Here is a 19,555-nt window from a genome sequence, read left to right as displayed (position 1 = left end):
ACGCTCAGTCGGTGATGCGGGGCCAGGGCGCGGCCTCCTCGAGCTCGTAGGCGAGCTCGAGGAGCGTGGACTCGCGACCCGCGCCGGCGGCGAACATCATCCCCTGCGGCAGCCCTGCGGCCGTGGTCGCGAGCGGCAGCGACACCGCCGGGTCACCGGTGGCGTTCTGCCACGGGGTGAACGCGACCCACTCGAGGATCCGCTCCATCACGGTGTCGTAGTCGTGGGTGGGGTCGAGGTGGCCGACCCGCGGCGTCTGCAGCGCGAGCGTCGGGGTCAGCGCGACGTCGTAGCGCTGGTGGAAGTCGGCCGAGACCCGGCTCAGCCGGCGCAGCCGGCGGATCGCGCCGGGCAGCCGGTGCATCCGGCGGCTGCAGTGCCGGTCCAGCCCGAGCGTGAGGTTGTCGAGGCGGGTGCGGTCCCAGGTGGGACCGTACTGGCGCCGGCCGGTCCGGGTGATCGCCATCGCGAGCATCGACCAGTAGAGGAGGAAGTCGTCGGGCGTGCTCGCCGGGGCCGGGTGCTCGACCTGCTCGACCTCGTGGCCCAGCTCTTCGAGCAGCCGCGCGGTCTTGAGGGTGAGCTCCACGACCTCAGGGGAGGCCGGTCGACCGATGCCGTCGGTGTGGACGGCGATGCGCAGCCGCTTGCGCCCGGGCCGGGTCACGTCGCCGACCGGAGGGAGCGGCAACGCGCGGTAGACCTGCTCGGCCTCGCGCAGGAACGCCGCGGTGTCGCGCACCGACCGGGTCAGCACGCCGTCGGAGACGATCCGCACGGGCATCTGCCGGTTCATCGCGTCCTGGGCCAGCCGGTCCCGCGTCGGCTTCAGTCCGACCAGGCCGTTGACGGCCGCCGGGATCCGGATCGAGCCGCCGCCGTCGTTGCCGTGCGCGAGGGGCACGGCGCCGGCGGCGACCAGGGCCGCCGTGCCGGCCGATGACGCGCCGGCGGTGTGCGCCGGGTCCCACGGCGAGCGGACCGGCCCGATCCGCGGGTGCTCGGCCGACGGGCTGAAGCCGTACTCGGAGAGCTGGGTCTTGCCGAGCGGGACCAGGCCGGTGGCCAGGAACATGCGGGCGAAGTCGCCGTCCTTCGTGAGCGGCGTCGGCGCGTAGGCGTCGGCGCCCTGCTGGGTCGGCATCCCGGCGACGTCCACGTTGTCCTTGAGGAACGTCGGGACACCGGCGAAGAAGCCACCGCGAGGATCGCGCGCCTCGGCCCGGGCGCGGTCGTAGGCGACGTACGCGACGGCGTTGAGGTCGGGCTGGAGGCGCTCGGTACGCGCGATGGCGGCGTCGATCACCTCGGGGATCGAGACCTCCCCGTCCTGGATCGCGGCGACCAGGCCGACCGCGTCGTGGTGCCCGAGGGCGTCGTCTCCGAAGGCGTGTACGCGCGTCACGCGGGTCACGCTACCCACCCGGAGGTCACCGGGAGGTCAGAACGGCTGCGGTCCGAACCGGTACGCCGCCAGCACCACGCACAGGACGACGACCGCCAGGGAGCGCAGGGCGTCGGGCAGGAACTCCCGGCGGCGGATGTGGACCGCGGTGGCGCCGGCCATCCCGAGGGCCAGACAGCTGGCGGCCACCGGGGACAGGAGCGGCACGATGCCCAGGAGCGGCGGCACGACCAGGCCGATCGCCCCCAGCACCTCGGCGATCCCGATCAGCCGGATCTGCTCCTGCGAGAACTCCCGGGCCCAGCCCATGCCCGACGCGACCAGCCGGTCGCGCGGGGTCGTCAGCTTGAGCAGGCCGGTGCCGACGAAGATGGCAGCCAGGAAGCCGGCCAGGATCCAGAGCCAGGTGTTGGGTTCCACGGGGGTCAAGGTACGGGGTCTGGCCGGGATCGGTCGTCGGCGGCGAGGCGGGCGTCGACCGCCAGCGGGCTGAGCACGTGGTCGAGGGCCAGCGCGGCGCAGCCGACCACGCCGGCGCGGTCGCCGTGGGTCGCCGCGAGGAACTGCAGGTCGCGGGTGGCCAGCGGGGCCGACCTCCGGTAGACGCTCTCGCGCACGCCCGCGACGTAGAAGTCGAACGCCGCGGCCATGTCGCCGCCGATCACGACGGCAGCGGGGTTGAGCAGGTTGATGGCGACGGCGAGCACCTCGCCGAGCTCACGGCCGCTGTCACGCAGCAGGCCGCGGGCGAACGAGTCGCCCTGGAGGGCGAGCGCGACGAGGTCGCGCACGTGGCCGACGGGCTGGCCGGCCTCGGCCATCCTGGCCACCAGCGCCCACCCGGCGGCGATCGTCTCGAGGCAGCCGGTCGCGCCGCACCGGCAGGGCAGCTCGCCGGCCGCGTCGACGATGGTGTGGCCGATCTCGCCGGCCGCGCCCAGGCTCCCGCTCAGCACCCGGCCGTCGGCGACGATGCCGAGCCCGAGCCCGGTGGACGCCTTCACCACGAGGGCGTCGTCGAGCGAGCCGGCCCCGCCGAGCAGCTCCGAGCGGGCCAGCACGTCGGCGTCGTTCGCCACGAAGAGTGGCGCCTCACCCAGGCCGGCGAAGTACGGCGCGAGCTCGACACCGTCCCATCCCGACATCACCGGCGAGCCGATGCTCAGGCCGCGCACCGGGTCGAGCGTGCCGGGCAGGCTGAGCCCGATGCCGAGGACCGGCGGCTGACCCGAATCGGACTGAGCGCCGTCGAGGAGCGTGCGGAGCCGTTCGACGATCTGGGGCATCAGCTCGTCGGGGCCGACCCCGATCTCGTGGTCGCGCGAGTCGGAGGTGAGCTCCTGGCCGTCGAGGTCGAGCACGGCCAGCTGGCTGCGCGACCGGCCGATGGCGACGGCGAGGACGAGCGCGGCGTCCTTGTTGAACACCAGGGCGCCGGGCGGGCGGCCGCCGGTGGAGGCGAGCTCCTCGCCGAGGAGGAGCAGCCCGGCGGCGGTCAGCGACGAGACCCGGGCGGTCACGGCGGTGCGCGAGAGGCCGGTCAGCATCCGCAGCTGCGAGCGCGTACTGGCGCGCCCCGAGCGCACGAGCTCGAGCAGCTCGCCGGCCGTCGCGGGCGCGGTCGTCTCGCGGGTCTCGACCAACTCCGTCACGGTGTGAGCATAATCCGACGTACTTTGGACTCAAAAAAACCTTACTTGGCCTTGTATCGATCCAAAGTTCTCCCTACCGTGGGTGTCATGGACCCTCATCCCGCCCCCCACGCGCTTCCGGACAGGTGTGATTTCGCCGTGTTCGGCGGGACCGGCGACCTGGCGCTGCGCAAGCTGCTGCCTGCGCTCTACCAGCGCGACCTCGAGGGGCAGCTGCCCGCCGACTACCGGATCCTCGGCGTCTCGCGCTCCGACCTCGACGACGCCGGCTGGCGCGCGGAGGTGCGCGCCGCGCTCACGACGTACGTCGACGCCGCCGACCTGTACGACGGCGCCGTCGACCGCTTCCTCGACCGGCTACACCACCTGATGCTCGACGCCGAGAACCCCGACGACTGGTACCGCCTCCACGCGCTGCTCAAGGACAGGCCGCACCCCGAGGACGCCGTGCGCGTGTTCTACCTCGCCGTGGCGCCCAAGCTCTTCGGCTCCATCTGCCAGCGCCTCGACGAGATCGGGGTCGTCGACGAGCACGCCCGGGTCGTCCTCGAGAAGCCGATCGGCCACGACCTCGCCTCGGCGCAGGCCGTCAACGAGGCGGTCGGACGGGTCTTCGCGGAGTCGCAGATCTTCCGCATCGACCACTACCTGGGCAAGGAGAGCGTGCAGAACCTCCTGGTCACGCGCTTCGCCAACACCTTCCTCGAGCCGCTCTGGAACTCGCGCTGGGTCGACCACGTCGAGATCACCGTCGCCGAGACCGTGGGCGTCGGCGGCCGGGGCGACTACTACGACCACGCCGGGGCGCTGCGCGACATGGTGCAGAACCACCTCCTCCAGCTGCTCTGCCTGGTCGCGATGGAGCCCCCGACGTACGTCGGGCGCGAGACCGTGCGCGACGAGAAGCTCAAGGTGCTGCAGGCCCTCAAGCCGATGACCCCCGCCGACGTCGACCAGGACACCGTCCGCGGCCGCTACACGGCAGGGCTGGTCGACGGGGTCGCGGTGCCGTCGTACTCCGAGGACCTCGGCCACGCGGGCAGCCGGACCGAGACCTTCGTCGCCCTCAAGACCGAGGTGCAGAACTGGCGCTGGGCGGGGGTGCCGTTCTACCTGCGCACCGGCAAGCGGATGGACCGGCGGGCCTCCGAGATCGTGGTCGTCTTCAAGGCGCCGCCGCACGCGATGTTCCCCAACGCCGAGGGCGTCACGACGCCCAACCGGTTGCACATCCAGGTGCAGCCCGACGAGGGCATGCGCCTGCACCTCACGGCCAAGGAACCCGGCCCCGGCGGCTACCGCCTCCGCCCGGTGTCGCTCGACCTGAGCTACGCCACGGCGTTCGAGCAGCGGATGCCCGACGCCTACGAGCGGCTGCTGATGGACGTCATCAAGGGCAACCCGACCCTCTTCATGCGCCGCGACGAGGTCGAGGCCGCGTGGACGTGGGCCGAGCCGATCCTCACCCGTTGGGCCGCGTCGCCCGACCGTCCCAAGCGCTACAACGCAGGCACCACGGGACCCACCGCCGCCACCACGCTCGTCGAGCGTGACGGCCGAACCTGGCAGGAGCCCGACCAGTGACCACTCCCCACCCCGTCCTCGCGGAGGTGACGGCCCGGATCGTCGAGCGCAGCACCGTCGGCCGCGCCGAGTACGTCGCCCGGATCCGCGCCGCCGGTCAGGCCGGACCGGCCCGCGGGCAGCTCGCCTGCGCCAACCTCGCCCACGGCTTCGCCGCCGCGGAGCCCGCCGAGAAGCAGGCGCTGCGCGGCCGGACCAAGCCAAACGTCGCGCTGGTGTCGTCCTACAACGACATGCTCTCGGCGCACCAGCCCTACCGCGACTACCCCGAGCTGCTGAAGAAGGCGGTCATCAAGGCGGGCGGCATCGCGCAGTTCGCCGGCGGCGTGCCCGCGATGTGTGACGGCATCACCCAGGGCCGCGACGGCATGCAGCTCTCGCTCTTCAGCCGCGACGTGATCGCCATGTCGACCGCGATCGCGCTCTCCCACGACATGTTCGACGGCGCGCTGATGCTCGGCGTGTGCGACAAGATCACGCCCGGGCTGCTGATCGGCGCGCTGTCCTTCGGTCACCTGCCGACCGTCTTCGTGCCGGCCGGGCCGATGGCCTCGGGACTGCCGAACTCCGAGAAGGCCCGGATCCGCCAGCTGTACGCCGAGGGCAAGGTCGGTCGCGACGAGCTGCTCGAGGCCGAGGCGGCGTCGTACCACTCGGCCGGGACCTGCACGTTCTACGGCACCGCGAACTCCAACCAGCTGCTCATGGAGGTGCTCGGCCTGCACCTGCCGGGGTCGTCGTTCGTGAACCCGGGCACGCCGCTGCGCGAGGCGCTGACCCGTGCCGCCGGCCGCCGGGTGGTCGAGCTGACCGCTCAGGGAGGGGACTACACGCCGATCGGCGACATCGTCGACGAGAAGGCGATCGTCAACGCCTGCGTGGCCCTGCTCGCCAGCGGTGGGTCGACCAACCACACCATGCACCTGGTCGCGATCGCCCGGGCCGCGGGCATCACGCTGACGTGGGACGACCTGTCCGACCTGTCGGCGGTGGTGCCGCTGATCAGCAGGATGTACCCCAACGGCGAGGCCGACGTGAACCACTTCCACGCCGCCGGCGGGATCGCGTTCCTCGTCCGCACCCTGCTCGACGCCGGCCTGCTGCACGACGACGTGCGGACCGTCGCCGGCCCCGGCCTGGGGCGCTACACCCGGGAGCCGGTGCTCCGCGGCGACGACCTGACGTGGGAGGACGGGCCGACGGCCTCGCTCGACCACGCGGTACTGCGCCCGGCGAGCGACCCCTTCTCGGTCGACGGCGGGCTGCGGATGCTCACCGGCCCGCTCGGTCGCGCGGTCATCAAGACCTCGGCGGTCAAGCCCGAGCACCGGCTGGTCACCGCACCCGCGATCGTCTTCGACGACCAGCACGACTTCCTCGAGGCCTTCGCCGCCGGCTCGCTCGACGGCCGCGACTTCGTGGCGGTGATCCGCTACCAGGGGCCGGCCGCCAACGGCATGCCCGAGCTGCACAAGCTCACGCCCGCGCTCGGCGTGCTGCAGGACCGCGGTCAACGGGTCGCGATCGTCACCGACGGGCGGATGTCCGGCGCGTCGGGCAAGGTCCCGGCCGCCATCCACGTCACGCCGGAGGCCGCGCTCGGCGGTCCGCTGTCGCGGATCCAGGACGGCGACGTGGTGACCGTGGACGCCGACGACGGCCGCCTCGACCTGCACGTCGACCACCACGACTTCGTCGTACGACCCGTCACCGGCCGCGCACCGCAGGGCCGGGAATGGGCCGGCACCGGCCGCGAGCTCTTCGCGGCGTTCCGCGCCACCGTGGGCCCGGCCGACGCCGGCGCCAGCGTCTTCCCGGGTGTCGACGCCCCGCGCCAGGAGGCCCCCCTTGTCCAGCCCGCGTGAGATGTCCGTCCTCGACGTCGTGCCGGTGATGCCGGTGGTCGTCGTCGACTCCGCCACCGATGCCGTGTCGATCGCGAAGGCGCTGGTCGCCGGAGGGCTGCCCGCCATCGAGCTGACGCTGCGCACCGACGCGGCCCTCGACGCGATCCGCGCGATCGCCGACGAGGTGCCGGGGATCCTGGTCGGTGCCGGCACCATCGTGAAGCCCGAACAGGCCGAGCTCGCCATGGACGCCGGCGCGCAGTTCCTCGTCTCCCCCGGCACGACCGGCTCGCTGCTGCGCGCCATGCAGGACACGGGCCTGCCGTTCCTGCCGGGCACGGCCACCGTCTCGGAGGCGCTGGCCGCGCTGGAGGCGGGCATCACCGAGCTGAAGTTCTTCCCGGCGGAGCGTCCGGCGGTGTGGCGTTCCTCAAGGCGATCGCCTCGCCCGTCCCGGCCGCACGGTTCTGCCCGACCGGCGGGATCACGGCCGCCTCGGCTCCGTCGTACCTCGCGCTGCCCAACGTGGGCTGCGTCGGCGGCTCCTGGCTGACCCCGGCCGACGCCGTCGCGTCCGGGGACTGGGACCGCATCACCACCCTCGCCGCGGAGGCCGCAGCCCTGGTCGCCTGAACACCCGTGCGCGAGGCGGTGCTCAGCCTCGTCGCCGGAAGCACCCCACCAGGTGCGGGTCGAAGATGCCGATCGCCTCCATCAGGGCGTACATCGTGGTCGGGCCGACGAACGCGAAGCCGCGCTTCTTGAGCTCCTGGGAGAGCGCCTTCGACTCCGGTGACATCGTCGCCATCTCGCCGGTGTCGCTCGGCGCGGGCGGCACCTCGGGGGCGAACGACAGGACGAACGCCTCCAGCCCCTCCTGCTCGCGCAGCGCCACCGTCGCCCGGGCGTTGGTGATGGTGGCCTGGATCTTCAACCGGTTGCGCACGATGCGGGCGTCGTCCATCAGCCGCGCGAAGTCGGCGTCGCCGAAGGCGGCGATCGCCTCGGCGTCGAAGTCGTGGAAGACCTCGCGGAACGCCGGGCGCTTGTGGAGGATCGTCGACCACGACAGCCCGGACTGGAACGCCTCGAGCGTCAGCCGCTCCAGGTAGCTCGCCTCGCCGTGGACCCGGTTGCCCCACTCGGTGTCGTGGTAGTCGCGCATCACGCCGGGCCCGCCCGCCCACGGGCAGCGGGGCAGGCCGTCGTCGCCGGTCACGGGTCCCATGCGGCCATCCTGGCGCACCCCGCCGACATCGACCCGTCGCTTCCGCACGCCCGGGGATCGCTGACCAGTCGCTTACGCACGCCCGGAGATCGCTGACCCGTCGCTTACGCACACGGCGACCTCGCGCAGCTGCGACGGGTCAGCGCACCGAGAGCGTGCAGAAGCGACGGGTCAGCGCACCGAGAGCGTGCAGAAGCGACGGGTCAGCGCAGCTACCTCAGCGGCGCTGCGTGAGCCTCGCGTTGGGCAGCGGCGGGGCCGGGATGGGCGGGAGCTGCTCGCCGACCGGGATGCCGAACCGACCGTCGGTGAGGCGTCCGTCGACGATCTGGTCCTGCCACTCGGTGCGCCAGGCGACGACCTCCTCGTGGGTGCGGGCCACGATGTTCCACCACATCACGATGGACTCGCCGAAGGGCGGGCCGCCGAGCAGGAGCAGCCGGACCGGCTCGTCGTACGCCGTGAGCTCGAGCGTCGCGCTGCCGGGCGGGACGTAGGCGAGGTCGTGCTGCTTGGTCTCGACGCCGGCCACCGACAGGACACCGGTGTCGACCAGGACGCCGTGCTCGAAGGCCGCCTCGACGGGGAGCTCGAGCGTGGTGTGCGGCGAGAGCAGCAGCTCGGCGCCGAGCAGCGGCGTGTACGTCGGGACCGGCGACGTGTCGCCCAGCAGCGAGCCGAGGAAGACCCGCGCCTCCCAGCCGTCGCCGGTCACCGGCGCCGGCGCGTGGTGGGCGAAGCCCGGGTCGATGTGCCGGGCGCTGTCGGGCAGCGCCACCCAGAGCTGCGCGCCGTGGAGGGTCGTGGTGGTGGCCGGCGAGACCTCGGAGTGGCTGATCCCGCGGCCCGCGGTCATCAGGTTCACCTCGCCCGGCCGCACCATGGCGTGGGTGCCGGCGCTGTCGCGGTGCTCGACCTCGCCGGTGAACAGCCAGCTCACCGTCTGCAGCCCGGTGTGCGGGTGCGGGGCCACCGACATGCCGCCGGAGTCCGCGACCTCGTCCGGCCCGTAGTGGTCGACGAAGCACCATGCGCCGATGAGCGACCGGTGCCGCTGCGGCAGGGTACGGCGCACGTGCATCGCCCGCGGCCCGCCCAGCGGGACCTCACGCGGGGTCATGATCTCGACGGACCCGGTGACCGTGCCCGCGGCGGTGACCTCGTCCGGCTTCTCCTCGAGGTTGCTCACCTGCTCATTGTGGGCGCTGGCGACGCGATCGACCACCGCCGGGCGTCAGCTGAGCTGGTCCGGCTCGACGTGCCGCTTCTCCTCGTCGCCACGTCCGGTCTCGGAGGCATGGGACGGCTGGCTCAGCTCGGGCCGACCCTCGCCCGGCTGCTCCCCGGCGACGGCCTCGAGCCGGACGACGACCGACTTGAAGGCCGGCTGGTTGCTGCCCTCGGCCTTCGAGTCGAGCGGCACCAGCGCGTTCGTCTCGGGGTAGTACGCCCCCGTGCAGCCCCGCGGCGTGTCGTACGCAACCACGCGGAACCTCGGCGCCCGCCGCTCCGAACCGTCCTCCCACTCGCTGACGATGTCGACGATCTGGTCTTCCTCGAGACCCAGCCCGACGATGTCGTCGGGGTTCACGAAGACCACCCGGCGACCGTTCTTGATGCCGCGGTAGCGGTCGTCGAGGCCGTAGATCGTGGTGTTGAACTGGTCGTGCGAGCGCATCGTCTGCAGCAGGAGTCGGCCCTCGGGCACGTGCAGCACCTCGGTCGGGCTCACCGTGAATATCGCGAGGTCCTTCTCGGTGGGGAAGGTGCGGGTGTCGCGCGGCGGGTGCGGCAGCACGAATCCTCCCGGCTGGTCCACCTTCTCGTCGTAGCCCGCACAGCCGGGGACGACGCGAGAGATCCGGCGCCGGATCTGGGTGTAGTCGTCGCGGAACGCGGCCCACGGGATGCTGTGCTGCGCACCCAGGGTCGCGAGCGCCATCGAGCAGACGATGTCGACCTCCGACTTCAGATGCGACGAGGCGGGCGGGAGGGGTCCCTGCGAGGCGTGCACGGCGCAGACCGAGTCCTCGACGGTGACGCGCTGCGGCTGACCGCCGGTGAGGTCCTTCTCGCTGCGTCCGAGCGCCGGCAGGATCAGCGCCTCGCGGCCGTGGACGACGTGGGAGCGGTTCGGCTTGGTCGACACGTGCACGGTGAGCTCGGCCTGGCGCAGAGCGTCCTCGGTGACGGCGGTGTCGGACATGGCGGCCACGAAGTTGCCGCCCAGGCCGAAGAAGACCTTCGCGTGGCCGTCGCGGAACGCCTTGACGGCCGCGACGGCGTCGAAGCCGTCCTCGCGCGGCGGCTCGAAGTCGAACTCGTCGCGCAGCGCGTCGAGGAAGTGCCCGGGCGGGCGCTCCCAGATGCCCATGGTCCGGTCACCTTGGACATTGGAGTGGCCGCGCACCGGGAAGAGACCGGCTCCCGGCTTGCCGATGTTGCCCTGCAGGAACGCCAGGTTGGCGATCTCCTTGACGTTGGCCACGCCGTTCTTGTGCTGGACGACGCCCATCGCCCAGCAGTAGACGGTCTTCTCGGAGGCCGCGATCATCCGGGCCGCCGCCTCGATCTCCTCACGCGTCAGCCCCGTCGAGGCGAGGACGAGGTCCCAGTCCAGCGCGCGCAGGTGGGCGGCGTACTCCTCGAAGCCGAAGGTGTGCTGATCGATGAAGTCCCGGTCCAGCTCGCCCCAGGCCAGCAGCAGGGACGCGATCGCCTGGAACAAGGCGAGGTCGCCGTTGATCCGCACCGCCAGGTGCAGGTCGGCGATCCCGGTGCCGTGCCCGACCACGCCCTTGGGACGCTGGGGGTTCTTGAAGCGGACCAGTCCCGCCTCCTTCAGCGGGTTGATCGCGATGATCTTCGCGCCGTTCTTCTTGGCCTCCTCCAGGGCGGTGAGCATCCGGGGGTGGTTGGTGCCCGGGTTCTGGCCGGCAATCACGATCACCTCGGCCTCGAGGACGTCGTCGTAGGAGACGGACGCCTTCCCGATGCCGATCACCTCGGCGAGACCGACCGAGGTCGACTCGTGGCACATGTTGGAGCAGTCGGGCAGGTTGTTGGTCCCGAACGTGCGCGCGAAGAGCTGGTAGACGAACGCGGCCTCGTTGGAGGTCTTCCCCGAGGTGTAGAAGACCGCCTCGTCCGGACTGGCCAGCCCGTTGAGGTGGCGCCCGATGAGCTCGAAGGCGCCGTCCCAGGAGATCGGCTCGTAGTGCGTGCCACCTGCGCGCAGCACCATCGGCTCGGTGATCCGGCCCTGCTGACCCAGCCAGTAGTCGGACTTGTCGGCGAGGTCGGCGAGCGAGTGCTCGCGGAAGAAGCCCGGCCCGGCCCGGCGCAGGGTCGCCTCCTCGGTGACCGCCTTGGCACCGTTCTCGCAGAACTCGGCGGTGTGCCGGTGCTCGGGATCGGGGTCCGGCCAGGCACAGCCCTGGCAGTCGAAGCCGTCGACCTGGTTGAGCTTGAGCAGGGACTGCGCCGTACGACGGACCCCCATCTGCTCGAGCGATCGCTTCATGCTCACGGCGACGGCCGTGACTCCCGCCGCGGCGTGGGCGGAGCCCGACACCTCCAGCTCCCGCTCGTCGATGTCCCGGCTCGGTGGCTTGCGGCTCATGTCCCCATCCTGTCGCTCGTGGCAAGGCGTCTCCAGTGCGGGTACCCGATGTGACGACCCAAGATGCCGCACGAATAGCCCGTTTCAGCCCTGTACCGCACGGGCGGCGCACGACTAGGTTGCCAACTGGGCAAACCCGAAGACCGATCCAGGAGCATCCGGATGTCAACGAACCAGCCACCTCCCGAGCAGCCGCCCCCTCCGCCCTCGTCCGGCGAGACGCCTCCTCCCCCGCCCCCGCCCCCGCCACCGCCGTCGTACGGCGATCCCGGCGGTGCACCGCCGCCGCCCCCGCCCGCTCCGCCGGGACCGGGCGGCGCCTACAACGTCGGTGACGCGCTGTCCTACGGCTGGGCGAAGTTCCAGGCGAACGCCGCGCAGATCATCATCTCCGCGGTCGTCCTGGTCGTCGGTCTCGCCATCGTCGCCGGTCTCGGCTTCGGGCTGACCGCGCTGCTGACCGACGGCCCGACCTGCACGACCGACCCGGACACGTTCCGGCAGACCTGCGACAACGGCACCGGCTTCATCCCCCGGCTGATCCTCCAGGCGTTCATCTCCGCGGTCCTGCTCGTCGTCGGGCAGATCATCGGAGCCGGCCTGGTCCGCGCCTCGCTCAACGTCACCGAGGGCAGGCCGTTCCTCTTCTCCGACATCCTCAAGACCGACCAGCTGGGCTCGGTGCTGGTCGCGAGCATCATCATCGCCGTCGCCACCTTCGTCGGCACGATCCTCTGCTACCTGCCGGGCCTGGTCGTCGGCTTCGCGACGTCGTACACGCTCTACTTCATCATCGACAAGAAGCTGGCCCCGGTCGACGCCATCAAGGCGAGCGTCAACCTGGTCAAGGACAACCTCGGCAACACGCTGGTCTGGTACATCGTCGGCGGCCTCGTCGCGGTGGTCGGCTTCGTCGTCTGCTTCGTCGGCGCCATCGTCACCGTGCCGATCGTGCTGCTCGGCACGGCCTACACCTACAAGACGCTCACGAACCAGCCGGTCGCTCCCTGACGCTAGCTGTTGGAGAAGACGGCCGAGTCGTCGCCGCCGCGGCCGGCCCAGGTCCAGGCGTACGCCGGGTCCTCGACGGCGAGGCCGGCCTCGCCGAGGTCGAGCGGCGCGAACGTGTCGACCATGACCGCGGACTCGTCGAAGAACTCCGCACCCAGCGACGCCTCGACCGCGGCCGGCTGCGGGCCGTGGGCGTAGCCACCCGGGTGCAGCGAGATCGAGCCGACGTCGATGCCCGAGCCCTTGCGCGCCTCGTAGTCGCCGCCGACGTAGAACATGACCTCGTCGCTGTCGACGTTGGAGTGGTAGTAGGGCACCGGGACCGCGAGCGGGTGGTAGTCGACCTTGCGCGGCAGGAAGTTGCAGATCACGAAGTTGTGCCCCTCGAAGACCTGGTGCACCGGCGGGGGCTGGTGGATCTTGCCGGTGATCGGCATGTAGTCCTCGATGTTGAACGTGTACGGGTAGAGACAGCCGTCCCAGCCGACCACGTCGAAGGGGTGCGTCGCGTAGGTCATCCGGGTGCCGACGACGCCGGCGCTGGTGCGGTGCTTCACGAGCACGTCGACGTCGGCGCCCTCCTGGATGAACGGCTGCGTCGGGCCGAAGAGGTCGCGCTCGCAGTACGGCGCGTGCTCGAGCAGCTGGCCGTAGCGGGAGAGGTAGCGCTTCGGCGGCGCGATGTGGCTGTTGGCCTCGATCGCGTAGAGCCGGCTCGGCTGCGCCGGCACCCAGCGGTGCGTGGTCGCGCGCGGGATCACGACGTAGTCGCCGGTGCGGTAGCCGATGACACCGAAGACCGTCTCCACGACGCCGGCGCCGGACTCGACGTAGACGCACTCGTCGCCGATCGCGTTGCGGTAGTACGGCGACGCGTCGGTGCCCGTGACGGCGTACGAGATCCGCACGTCGTGGTTGCCGAGCACGAGGCGCCGGTCGGTGACGGCATCCCCGCCGGTTTCCAGGTCGTGGAGCCGCAGGTGCCGGGGCTTGAGCGGGTGGTTGGGGGTGCGGGTCTGGTCGGGCAGCGCCCAGATCTCCGAGGCCACGAGCGCCGACGGGACGCCGCGGTGGTAGAGCAGCGAGGAGTCGGAGGAGAAGCCCTCCTCTCCCATCAGCTCCTCGAAGTAGAGCTGCCCGTCCGGGCCGCGGAACTGCGTGTGCCGCTTCGGAGGCAGCTCGCCGAGGCGTCGGTAATGGGCCACCATCGCTCCAATTCATCCGATAGTCGGACATCTTCGTCCGCTATGTGTTTCACGGCTAGAGTATCCCGGGTGTCAACGGATCCTCTTCCCGCAGCCTGGCGTGGGCTGGTCGACGACGCCGCCATCTTCCCGCCCGGCGACGCCGCATTGGGCGACGCCGCCGCAGCCCACGTCGCCCGCCGCTCGCAGCCGTACGGCGACCTGGTCGGCACGTTCGTGGTCCGCGACACCGACCTCCCGGCGCTCACGTCCACCCCGATCGCGCTCTCGGTCGTGCTCACCGGCGGTGCCGGTCAGGTGGCCGGGCCCGCGGACCTCTGCCGCAAGCTGCACATCGCGCTCGAGGGCCTGGAGCTCGCACTGCGCGACCTCGACGATCTGCCCGGCAACGCCCGGCGGGTGGTCGCCGCGGTCGACGCCGCCCGCGCCGACGGGGTGCTCGACGACCACGTGCCCGTCTACGTCGAGCTGCCGCGGGTGGGCTCACCGGCGGGGTGGCTGGCCGCCGCCGACGTGGTCGCGGAGCACGAGCTGCGGCTCAAGTTCCGCACCGGCGGCCTGGACGCGGTGGCCTTCCCGGCCGCGTCGACCCTGGCCCGCTGGATCGACGCCTCGCTCGACCGGGAGACGCCGTTCAAGTGCACGGCCGGCCTGCACCGCGCGGTGCGCCACACGGGCGCCGGCGGCTTCGAGCACCACGGCTTCCTCAACGTGCTCGTCGCCACCCGGCTGCTGTTCGACGGGACTCCGCTCGCCGACGTCGTCGAGGTCCTGGAGCTCCGCGACGGCACCGCACTGGCCGACCAGGCCCGCAGCCTCGACCTGGCCGGCGCGCGCCGCTGGTTCACGTCGTTCGGGTCGTGCGACGTCGACGAGCCGCGCGACGACCTGCTCGCCCTCGGACTGCTGGAGGACTCGTGACCACCTGGGTGGACGGCGCCGAGGGCTCGCTCTTCGACGTCGACAACCTGCCGTACGGCGTGTTCTCGCTCGCCGGCGAGGAGCCGCGCGTCGGGGTGCGGATCGGCGAGCTGGTGCTCGACCTGGCCCCGGTCGCGGCGGCCGAGATGCTCGACGCCCACCACGTCTTCCAGGAGCGCTCGCTCAACGCGCTGATGGCGGAGGGGCGCCTGGTCCGCGAGTCCGTGCGCCGCTGGATCACCGGGCTGCTCACCGACGAGACCGAGCGCGACCTCGTCGAGCCGCACCTCGTGCCGGTCGCCGACGTGACCCTGCACCTGCCGGTCGAGGTCGCCGACTACGTGGACTTCTACGCCTCCCTCGACCACGCGTCCAACGTCGGCCGGATCTTCCGCCCCGACCAGGAGCCCCTGCTGCCCAACTGGCGCCACCTCCCGGTCGGCTACCACGGCCGCGCGGGCACGGTGGTCGCGTCCGGGACGCCCGTGACCCGGCCCAGCGGCCAGCACCGCGGCGACGACGGTCCGACGTACGGTCCCAGCACCCGCCTCGACATCGAGGCCGAGCTCGGCTTCGTGGTCGGCACGCCCTCCGAGCTCGGCAGCCCGGTGGCGTACGGCGCGTTCGCCGACCACGTCTTCGGCGTCGTCGGGCTCAACGACTGGTCGGCGCGCGACATCCAGGCCTGGGAGTACGTGCCGCTCGGGCCGTTCCTCGGCAAGTCCTTCGCCACCTCGATCTCCGCGTGGGTGACCCCGCTCGAGGCGTTGGATGCGGCCTGGGTCGACCTGCCCGGCCAGGACCCGACGCCGCTCCCCTACCTCGGCCCCGGTGACGTGCAGGGCCTCGACATCGACGTCGAGGTGCTGCTCAACGGCACGGTCGTGAGCCGTCCGCCGTACCGCACGATGTACTGGTCGCCGGCCCAGATGCTGGCCCACATCACGGTCAACGGAGCCAGTCTGCGCACCGGTGACCTCTACGCCTCCGGCACGATCAGCGGCCCCGAGCGCGACCAGCGCGGCTCGTTCCTCGAGCTCAGCTGGGGCGGCACGGAGCCGTTCGGTGCTGAGCTCTGGGGAGACGGCCGCACGTTCCTCGAGGACGGCGACGAGGTGGTGCTCCGCTACACCGCGCCCGGCACCGCCGGCGGCCGGATCGCGCTCGGTGAGGTTTCCGGAGTCGTCGAGCCCGCGCGGGTCTAGATTGCGCCCATGGGTGCGTACGACGGGCCTCCGGTCGTCGTCATCGGCAACGGACCGGTCGGCCAGACCACCGCACTGTTGCTCGCCCGCTGGGGCATCCCCGCGGTGGTGCTCGACGCGCATCCGCAGCGGACGATCGAGGGCTCGCGCTCGATCTGCCAGCAGCGCGACACGCTCGAGGTCTGGGACTCGGTCGGTGCCGGCCGTCAGATCGCCGACGAGGGCGTGACCTGGCGGGTGGCGCGCACCTACTTCCGCGAGCACGAGCTCTTCCACGTCGAGTTCTCCGACGCCAGCGGGTCGCCGTTCCCGCCGTGGGTCAACATCGCGCAGAGCCGGGTGGAGGAGCTCCTCGACGAGCGGATCGCGGAGACCCCGTCGATCGAGGTGCGGTGGGGGCACCGGGTCACCGGCCTGCGCGACCTCGGTGACCGGGTGGTGGTCGCGGCGGACACGGCGGACGGCCCGGTGCGGCTCGAGACGCCGTACGTCGTGGCGTGCGCCGGGGCCCGGGGAGACGTCGTCCGCGACGCGCTCGGGCTGTCCTTCGACGGCCGGTCCTTCGACGACCGCTTCCTGATCTGCGACATCCGCTGCGAGCTGCCCGACCGGACGCTGGAGCGGCGCTTCCACTTCGACCCGGAGTGGAACCCGGGCCGCCAGGTGCTCATCCACCCCTGCCCCGACTCGGTCTTCCGGATCGACTGGCAGGTCGAGCCCGGCTTCGACCTCGCGGCCGAGCAGGCGTCCGGCGCTCTCGACGCGCGGATCCGGCAGGTCGTCGGCGAGCGTGCCTTCGAGGTCGTGTGGTGCACCGTCTACCGCTTCCACTCCCGCAGCGTCGACCGGATGGCCGTCGGCCGGGTGCTGCTCGCCGGCGACGTCGCGCACCTGATGGCACCGTTCGGCGCGCGCGGTCTCAACTCCGGCGTCGCCGACGCCGAGAACGCCGCGTGGAAGCTGGCGTTCGCGCTGCACGGGTGGGCCGACGGGTCGCTCGTCGCGAGCTACGACGCCGAGCGGGGTGCGGCTGCCCGCGCCAACCTGGCGGTCACCAGCCGGACCATGGACTTCCTGGTGCCGCAGACCGAGGAGGGTCGCCTGCACCGCCGCGACGTCCTCGAGCGCGCGCTCGCCGATCCGGCTGCGCGCGGCGCGATCGACTCCGGGACGCTCTACGCGGCACACCGCTACGCCGGCTCCCCGCGGCCGCCCGTGGCCGACGGCCGGCTGCGGGCGCTCGCCCGCGACGGGCTGCTGCTGCTCGCGGCCGGCGAGCTCGGGCCACCCGCGACCGACGTGCCCTGCGCGGTCGCGACGGATCTCGACCTACCGCCCGGTGAGGTCTGGCTGGTGCGCCCCGACGCCCACGTCGCCGCGGTGGTCGACGCCGGGTCAGTCGGCGACGCGGTCCGCGACCTGCTGGGGCGGTGACCCGGCGCCGAACGCCTGCCCGACGTGCCGCATCGCCTCCACCAGGCCCTCGACCCGGCCGCCGGCGAAGCGGTCGGCCGGACCGGAGAGCGACATCGCCGCGAGCGTCGGGCCCGGACCGCCGACGGGTACGGCGACGCAGCGCACCCCGGCCTCCTGCTCCTCCTCGTCGGCCGCCCAGCCCTGCGCCGCCACGAGGTCGAGCTCGGCCTCGAACGCCGCGAGGTCGGTGATGGTCGCGTCGGTGCGCGGGGCGAGGCCGGTCCGCCGCAGGATCGCCCGGGCCTCCTCGCGGGGCAGCGCGGCGAGCAGCACCTTGCCGACCGCTGTGGAGTGCGGAGGCACGTGCCGCCCGACCTCGGCGAACATCCGCAGCGTGTGCGGCGAGGAGACCTGCGCGATGTAGACGACGTCGTCACCCTCGCGGACGGCGAGGTTGGCCGTCTCGCCCGACAGCGTGACCAGCTCGGCGAGGTAGGGCCGGGCACTCCGGGCCAGGGCGCGCTGCGCACCGTCGGCGAGCCGGACGGCGGAGGTGCCGAGCGAGTACTTCCGCGACCCGTCCCGCCGCACGTAGCCGCGCTCCTGGAGGCTCTGGAGGATCCGGTGCGCGGTGCCCTGGGGGAGGCCGGTGCGCGCCGCGAGCTCGCCGACGCCCTGGGGCTTGCCGGCCTCGGCCAGCGCCTCCAGGACGTCGAGGGCCCGGTCGACCGACTGCACCGCCATCCGACCTCCCTCTAGGGCACCATCCAGCCGAGGACCGGCGTGGACTGCAGGCCGACGATGATGCACATCAGCAGCAGCAGGCCGAGGCTCCAGCCTATGACCTTGCGGAAGATGTCGCCCTCGCGCCCGGCCATGCCGACGGCGGCCGCCGCGATGGCGAGGTTCTGCGGGCTGACCATCTTGCCGAGCACGCCGCCGGACGAGTTCGCGGCGGCCATCAAGGTCGGGTCGAGGCCCGCCTGCGAGGCGGTCTGCACCTGGAGTGCACCGAACAGGGCGTTGGCCGAGGTGTCCGACCCGGTCACCGCGACGCCGATCCAGCCGAGGATCGGCGAGAGGATCGCGAAGCCGGCGCCGGCGCCCGCGAGCCAGGCCCCCATCGAGCCGGTCTGGCCGGACAGGTTCATCACGTAGGCCAGTCCCAGCACGGCCATCACGGTGACGATGGCCGAGCGCAGCTCGACGTACGTGCCGACGTAGGTGCGCGCCATCGTCGACGGCGAGATCCGCAGGAGCACGGCCGTGATGAGCCCGGCGATGATCATGAGGGTGCCGGCCGCGGGCAGCCAGTTGAGGACGTACGTCGTCGACGACACCGGGTCACCGGCGGTGTTCAACACGTCGAGCCCCGGCCAGGCGAACGCGTAGGTCCAGGGCTCCTTGGCGAGGAACTCCTTGACCGCGGTGATGTTGGTGATGGAGAAGATCGCGATGATCACGAGGTAGGGCGCGTAGGCGCGGGCCACCTCGGCGCGGCTGTCCGGCGGCGCGTCGGCGGCGGCGCCGGCGGAGACTCCCCGGCCACCGACTCCCCGGCCACCGCTGCCCGCGGTCACCGGCACCGGCGCGTCGGTCCGAGGCTCGGCCACCAGCACGTCGGCGGGGGTCCACACGCGCAGCAGCAGGACGACCGCGGCGGCCGCGACCAGGGCGGCGACGATGTCGGCGAGCTGCACGGAGATGTAGTTGGACGCGACGAACTGGGCGACGGCGAACGCGACACCACAGACGACCGCGGCCAACCAGGTGCTGCGCAGCCCGCGCTTGCCGTCGACGACGAAGACGAGGATCAGCGGCACCACGAGGGCGAGGATCGGGGTCTGCCGGCCGACCATCGCGCCCAGGGTGTCGACGTCGAGGCCGGACGCGTCGCTGGCGCCCGACGCGACCGTCGAGAGCGTGACGATCGGGGTGGCCAGCGCACCGAACGCCACCGGGGCGGTGTTGGCGATCAGGGCGACGGCCGCCGCCTTGAGGGGCTCGAAGCCCAGCGCCATCAGCATCACCACGGTGATGGCGACCGGCGTACCGAACCCGGCCAGCGCCTCCAGCAGCGCGCCGAAGCAGAAGGCGATGATGATCGCCTGGATCCGCTGGTCGGGGCTGACCTTCTCGAACGAGCGGCGCAGCACGTCGAAGTGCCCGGTCGCGACGGTCAGGTTGTAGACCCAGATGGCGTTGATGACGATCCAGAGGATCGGGAAGAACCCGAACGCCGCGCCCTCGGTGCCGGCGAGCAGCGCCTGGCCGGTGGGCATGTCGAAGAGCGCGATCGCGACGACGAGCGACACCGCGAGCGAGATCAGCCCGGACAGCCAGGCCCGGACCTTGAGGCCGCCGAGCAGCACGAAGAGGGTGAGGAGCGGGATCGCGCCGCACAGGGCGCTGAGGGCGAGCGACCCGCCGACCGGGTCGAGGTCTTGCTGGAACATGAG

Annotated in this window: 15 protein-coding genes and 1 pseudogene; 7 read left to right on the top strand and 9 right to left on the bottom strand. The window is 72.2% G+C overall.

The genetic code is table 11. The features are described from left to right. Positions 1–4: 4 nt before the first annotated feature. Genes PD653B2_RS06010 through PD653B2_RS06000 form a run of 3 tightly spaced genes read right to left on the bottom strand, consistent with a single transcriptional unit; the run spans position 5 to position 3,057 of the window. The gene (locus tag PD653B2_RS06010; RefSeq protein WP_085871410.1) at positions 5–1,405 is read right to left on the bottom strand and encodes an amidase; all 1,401 of its coding nucleotides are present in this window, start codon (positions 1,403–1,405) and stop codon (positions 5–7) included. A 36-nt stretch (positions 1,406–1,441) separates the two neighbouring features. Then, positions 1,442–1,825, bottom strand: a complete 384-nt coding sequence (locus PD653B2_RS06005) for a DoxX family protein (RefSeq protein WP_085871409.1) — start codon at positions 1,823–1,825, stop codon at positions 1,442–1,444. A gap of 5 nt (positions 1,826–1,830) precedes the next feature. Continuing rightward, the gene (locus tag PD653B2_RS06000; RefSeq protein WP_242665156.1) at positions 1,831–3,057 is read right to left on the bottom strand and encodes an ROK family protein; all 1,227 of its coding nucleotides are present in this window, start codon (positions 3,055–3,057) and stop codon (positions 1,831–1,833) included. Positions 3,058–3,144: 87 nt separating this feature from the next. On the opposite strand from PD653B2_RS06000, the gene zwf reads away from it, so the two are divergent. The 3 genes and pseudogenes from zwf (at position 3,145) to eda (ending at position 7,121) form a co-directional block, all read left to right on the top strand. Continuing rightward, on the top strand, positions 3,145–4,641 hold the full coding sequence (zwf, locus tag PD653B2_RS05995; protein WP_085871408.1) for a glucose-6-phosphate dehydrogenase: 1,497 nt from the start codon (positions 3,145–3,147) through the stop codon (positions 4,639–4,641). After that, positions 4,638–6,506, top strand: coding sequence for a phosphogluconate dehydratase (gene edd / locus PD653B2_RS05990; RefSeq protein WP_085871407.1), 1,869 nt, complete (start codon positions 4,638–4,640; stop codon positions 6,504–6,506). The genes zwf and edd overlap by 4 nt, the downstream gene beginning before the upstream one ends. Before the next feature lies 1 nt (position 6,507). After that, positions 6,508–7,121 (top strand): annotated as a pseudogene (eda, locus tag PD653B2_RS26005) (bifunctional 4-hydroxy-2-oxoglutarate aldolase/2-dehydro-3-deoxy-phosphogluconate aldolase). Between the two features lie 22 nt (positions 7,122–7,143). Here the strand turns inward: eda and PD653B2_RS05980 are convergent. From PD653B2_RS05980 to PD653B2_RS05970, 3 genes are all read right to left on the bottom strand, one after another. Continuing rightward, positions 7,144–7,716: a DNA-3-methyladenine glycosylase I gene (locus tag PD653B2_RS05980; RefSeq protein WP_085871406.1), complete on the bottom strand. Its 573-nt coding sequence runs from the start codon at positions 7,714–7,716 to the stop codon at positions 7,144–7,146. 217 nt (positions 7,717–7,933) lie between these two features. Then, positions 7,934–8,905, bottom strand: a complete 972-nt coding sequence (locus tag PD653B2_RS05975) for a pirin family protein (RefSeq protein ID WP_085871461.1) — start codon at positions 8,903–8,905, stop codon at positions 7,934–7,936. A 45-nt stretch (positions 8,906–8,950) separates the two neighbouring features. Continuing rightward, entirely contained in the window at positions 8,951–11,338 is a 2,388-nt protein-coding gene (locus tag PD653B2_RS05970; RefSeq protein WP_085871405.1) for an FdhF/YdeP family oxidoreductase, read from the bottom strand. A 162-nt stretch (positions 11,339–11,500) separates the two neighbouring features. Here PD653B2_RS05970 and PD653B2_RS24380 point away from each other — a divergent pair, with 162 nt between their 5' ends. Next, the gene (locus tag PD653B2_RS24380) at positions 11,501–12,349 is read left to right on the top strand and encodes a hypothetical protein (RefSeq protein ID WP_085871404.1); all 849 of its coding nucleotides are present in this window, start codon (positions 11,501–11,503) and stop codon (positions 12,347–12,349) included. A gap of 2 nt (positions 12,350–12,351) precedes the next feature. Here the strand turns inward: PD653B2_RS24380 and PD653B2_RS05960 are convergent, their stop codons facing one another. Continuing rightward, positions 12,352–13,554, bottom strand: coding sequence for a homogentisate 1,2-dioxygenase (locus PD653B2_RS05960; protein ID WP_085871460.1), 1,203 nt, complete (start codon positions 13,552–13,554; stop codon positions 12,352–12,354). A 69-nt stretch (positions 13,555–13,623) separates the two neighbouring features. Here PD653B2_RS05960 and PD653B2_RS05955 point away from each other — a divergent pair, with 69 nt between their 5' ends. From PD653B2_RS05955 to PD653B2_RS05945, 3 genes are read left to right on the top strand one after another with little or no spacing between them, the layout of a single operon-like run. Beyond that, positions 13,624–14,475, top strand: coding sequence for a hypothetical protein (locus tag PD653B2_RS05955; RefSeq protein ID WP_133058951.1), 852 nt, complete (start codon positions 13,624–13,626; stop codon positions 14,473–14,475). After that, positions 14,472–15,680, top strand: a complete 1,209-nt coding sequence (gene fahA, locus PD653B2_RS05950; protein WP_085871402.1) for a fumarylacetoacetase — start codon at positions 14,472–14,474, stop codon at positions 15,678–15,680. Before PD653B2_RS05955 ends, fahA begins: the two co-directional genes overlap by 4 nt. A 9-nt stretch (positions 15,681–15,689) precedes the next feature. Then, positions 15,690–17,114, top strand: coding sequence for an FAD-dependent monooxygenase (locus PD653B2_RS05945; protein ID WP_085871401.1), 1,425 nt, complete (start codon positions 15,690–15,692; stop codon positions 17,112–17,114). Here PD653B2_RS05945 and PD653B2_RS05940 read toward each other — a convergent pair. Continuing rightward, complete coding sequence (locus tag PD653B2_RS05940) at positions 17,076–17,840, bottom strand: IclR family transcriptional regulator (protein WP_085871400.1); 765 nt, start codon at positions 17,838–17,840, stop codon at positions 17,076–17,078. The two genes, PD653B2_RS05945 and PD653B2_RS05940, sit on opposite strands and share 39 nt — an antisense overlap. A gap of 11 nt (positions 17,841–17,851) precedes the next feature. Further along, positions 17,852–19,552, bottom strand: a complete 1,701-nt coding sequence (locus PD653B2_RS05935; RefSeq protein ID WP_085871399.1) for an L-lactate permease — start codon at positions 19,550–19,552, stop codon at positions 17,852–17,854. Between the last annotated feature and the right edge of the window lie 3 nt (positions 19,553–19,555).

Source organism: Nocardioides sp. PD653-B2 (assembly GCF_002117935.1).
Lineage (GTDB): Bacteria > Actinomycetota > Actinomycetes > Propionibacteriales > Nocardioidaceae > Nocardioides.
This window is presented reverse-complemented; position numbering and strand designations above follow the sequence as displayed.

What these genes read in the sequence shown, in the direction of transcription:
- zwf (WP_085871408.1), top strand. Translation starts at nt 3,145, where the DNA reads ATGGACCCTCATCCCGCCCCCCACGCGCTTCCGGACAGGTGTGATTTC.
- PD653B2_RS05980 (WP_085871406.1), bottom strand. Translation starts at nt 7,716, where the DNA reads ATGGGACCCGTGACCGGCGACGACGGCCTGCCCCGCTGCCCGTGGGCG.
- PD653B2_RS05970 (WP_085871405.1), bottom strand. Translation starts at nt 11,338, where the DNA reads ATGAGCCGCAAGCCACCGAGCCGGGACATCGACGAGCGGGAGCTGGAG.
- PD653B2_RS24380 (WP_085871404.1), top strand. Translation starts at nt 11,501, where the DNA reads ATGTCAACGAACCAGCCACCTCCCGAGCAGCCGCCCCCTCCGCCCTCG.
- PD653B2_RS05945 (WP_085871401.1), top strand. Translation starts at nt 15,690, where the DNA reads ATGGGTGCGTACGACGGGCCTCCGGTCGTCGTCATCGGCAACGGACCG.
- PD653B2_RS05940 (WP_085871400.1), bottom strand. Translation starts at nt 17,840, where the DNA reads ATGGCGGTGCAGTCGGTCGACCGGGCCCTCGACGTCCTGGAGGCGCTG.
- PD653B2_RS05935 (WP_085871399.1), bottom strand. Translation starts at nt 19,552, where the DNA reads ATGTTCCAGCAAGACCTCGACCCGGTCGGCGGGTCGCTCGCCCTCAGC.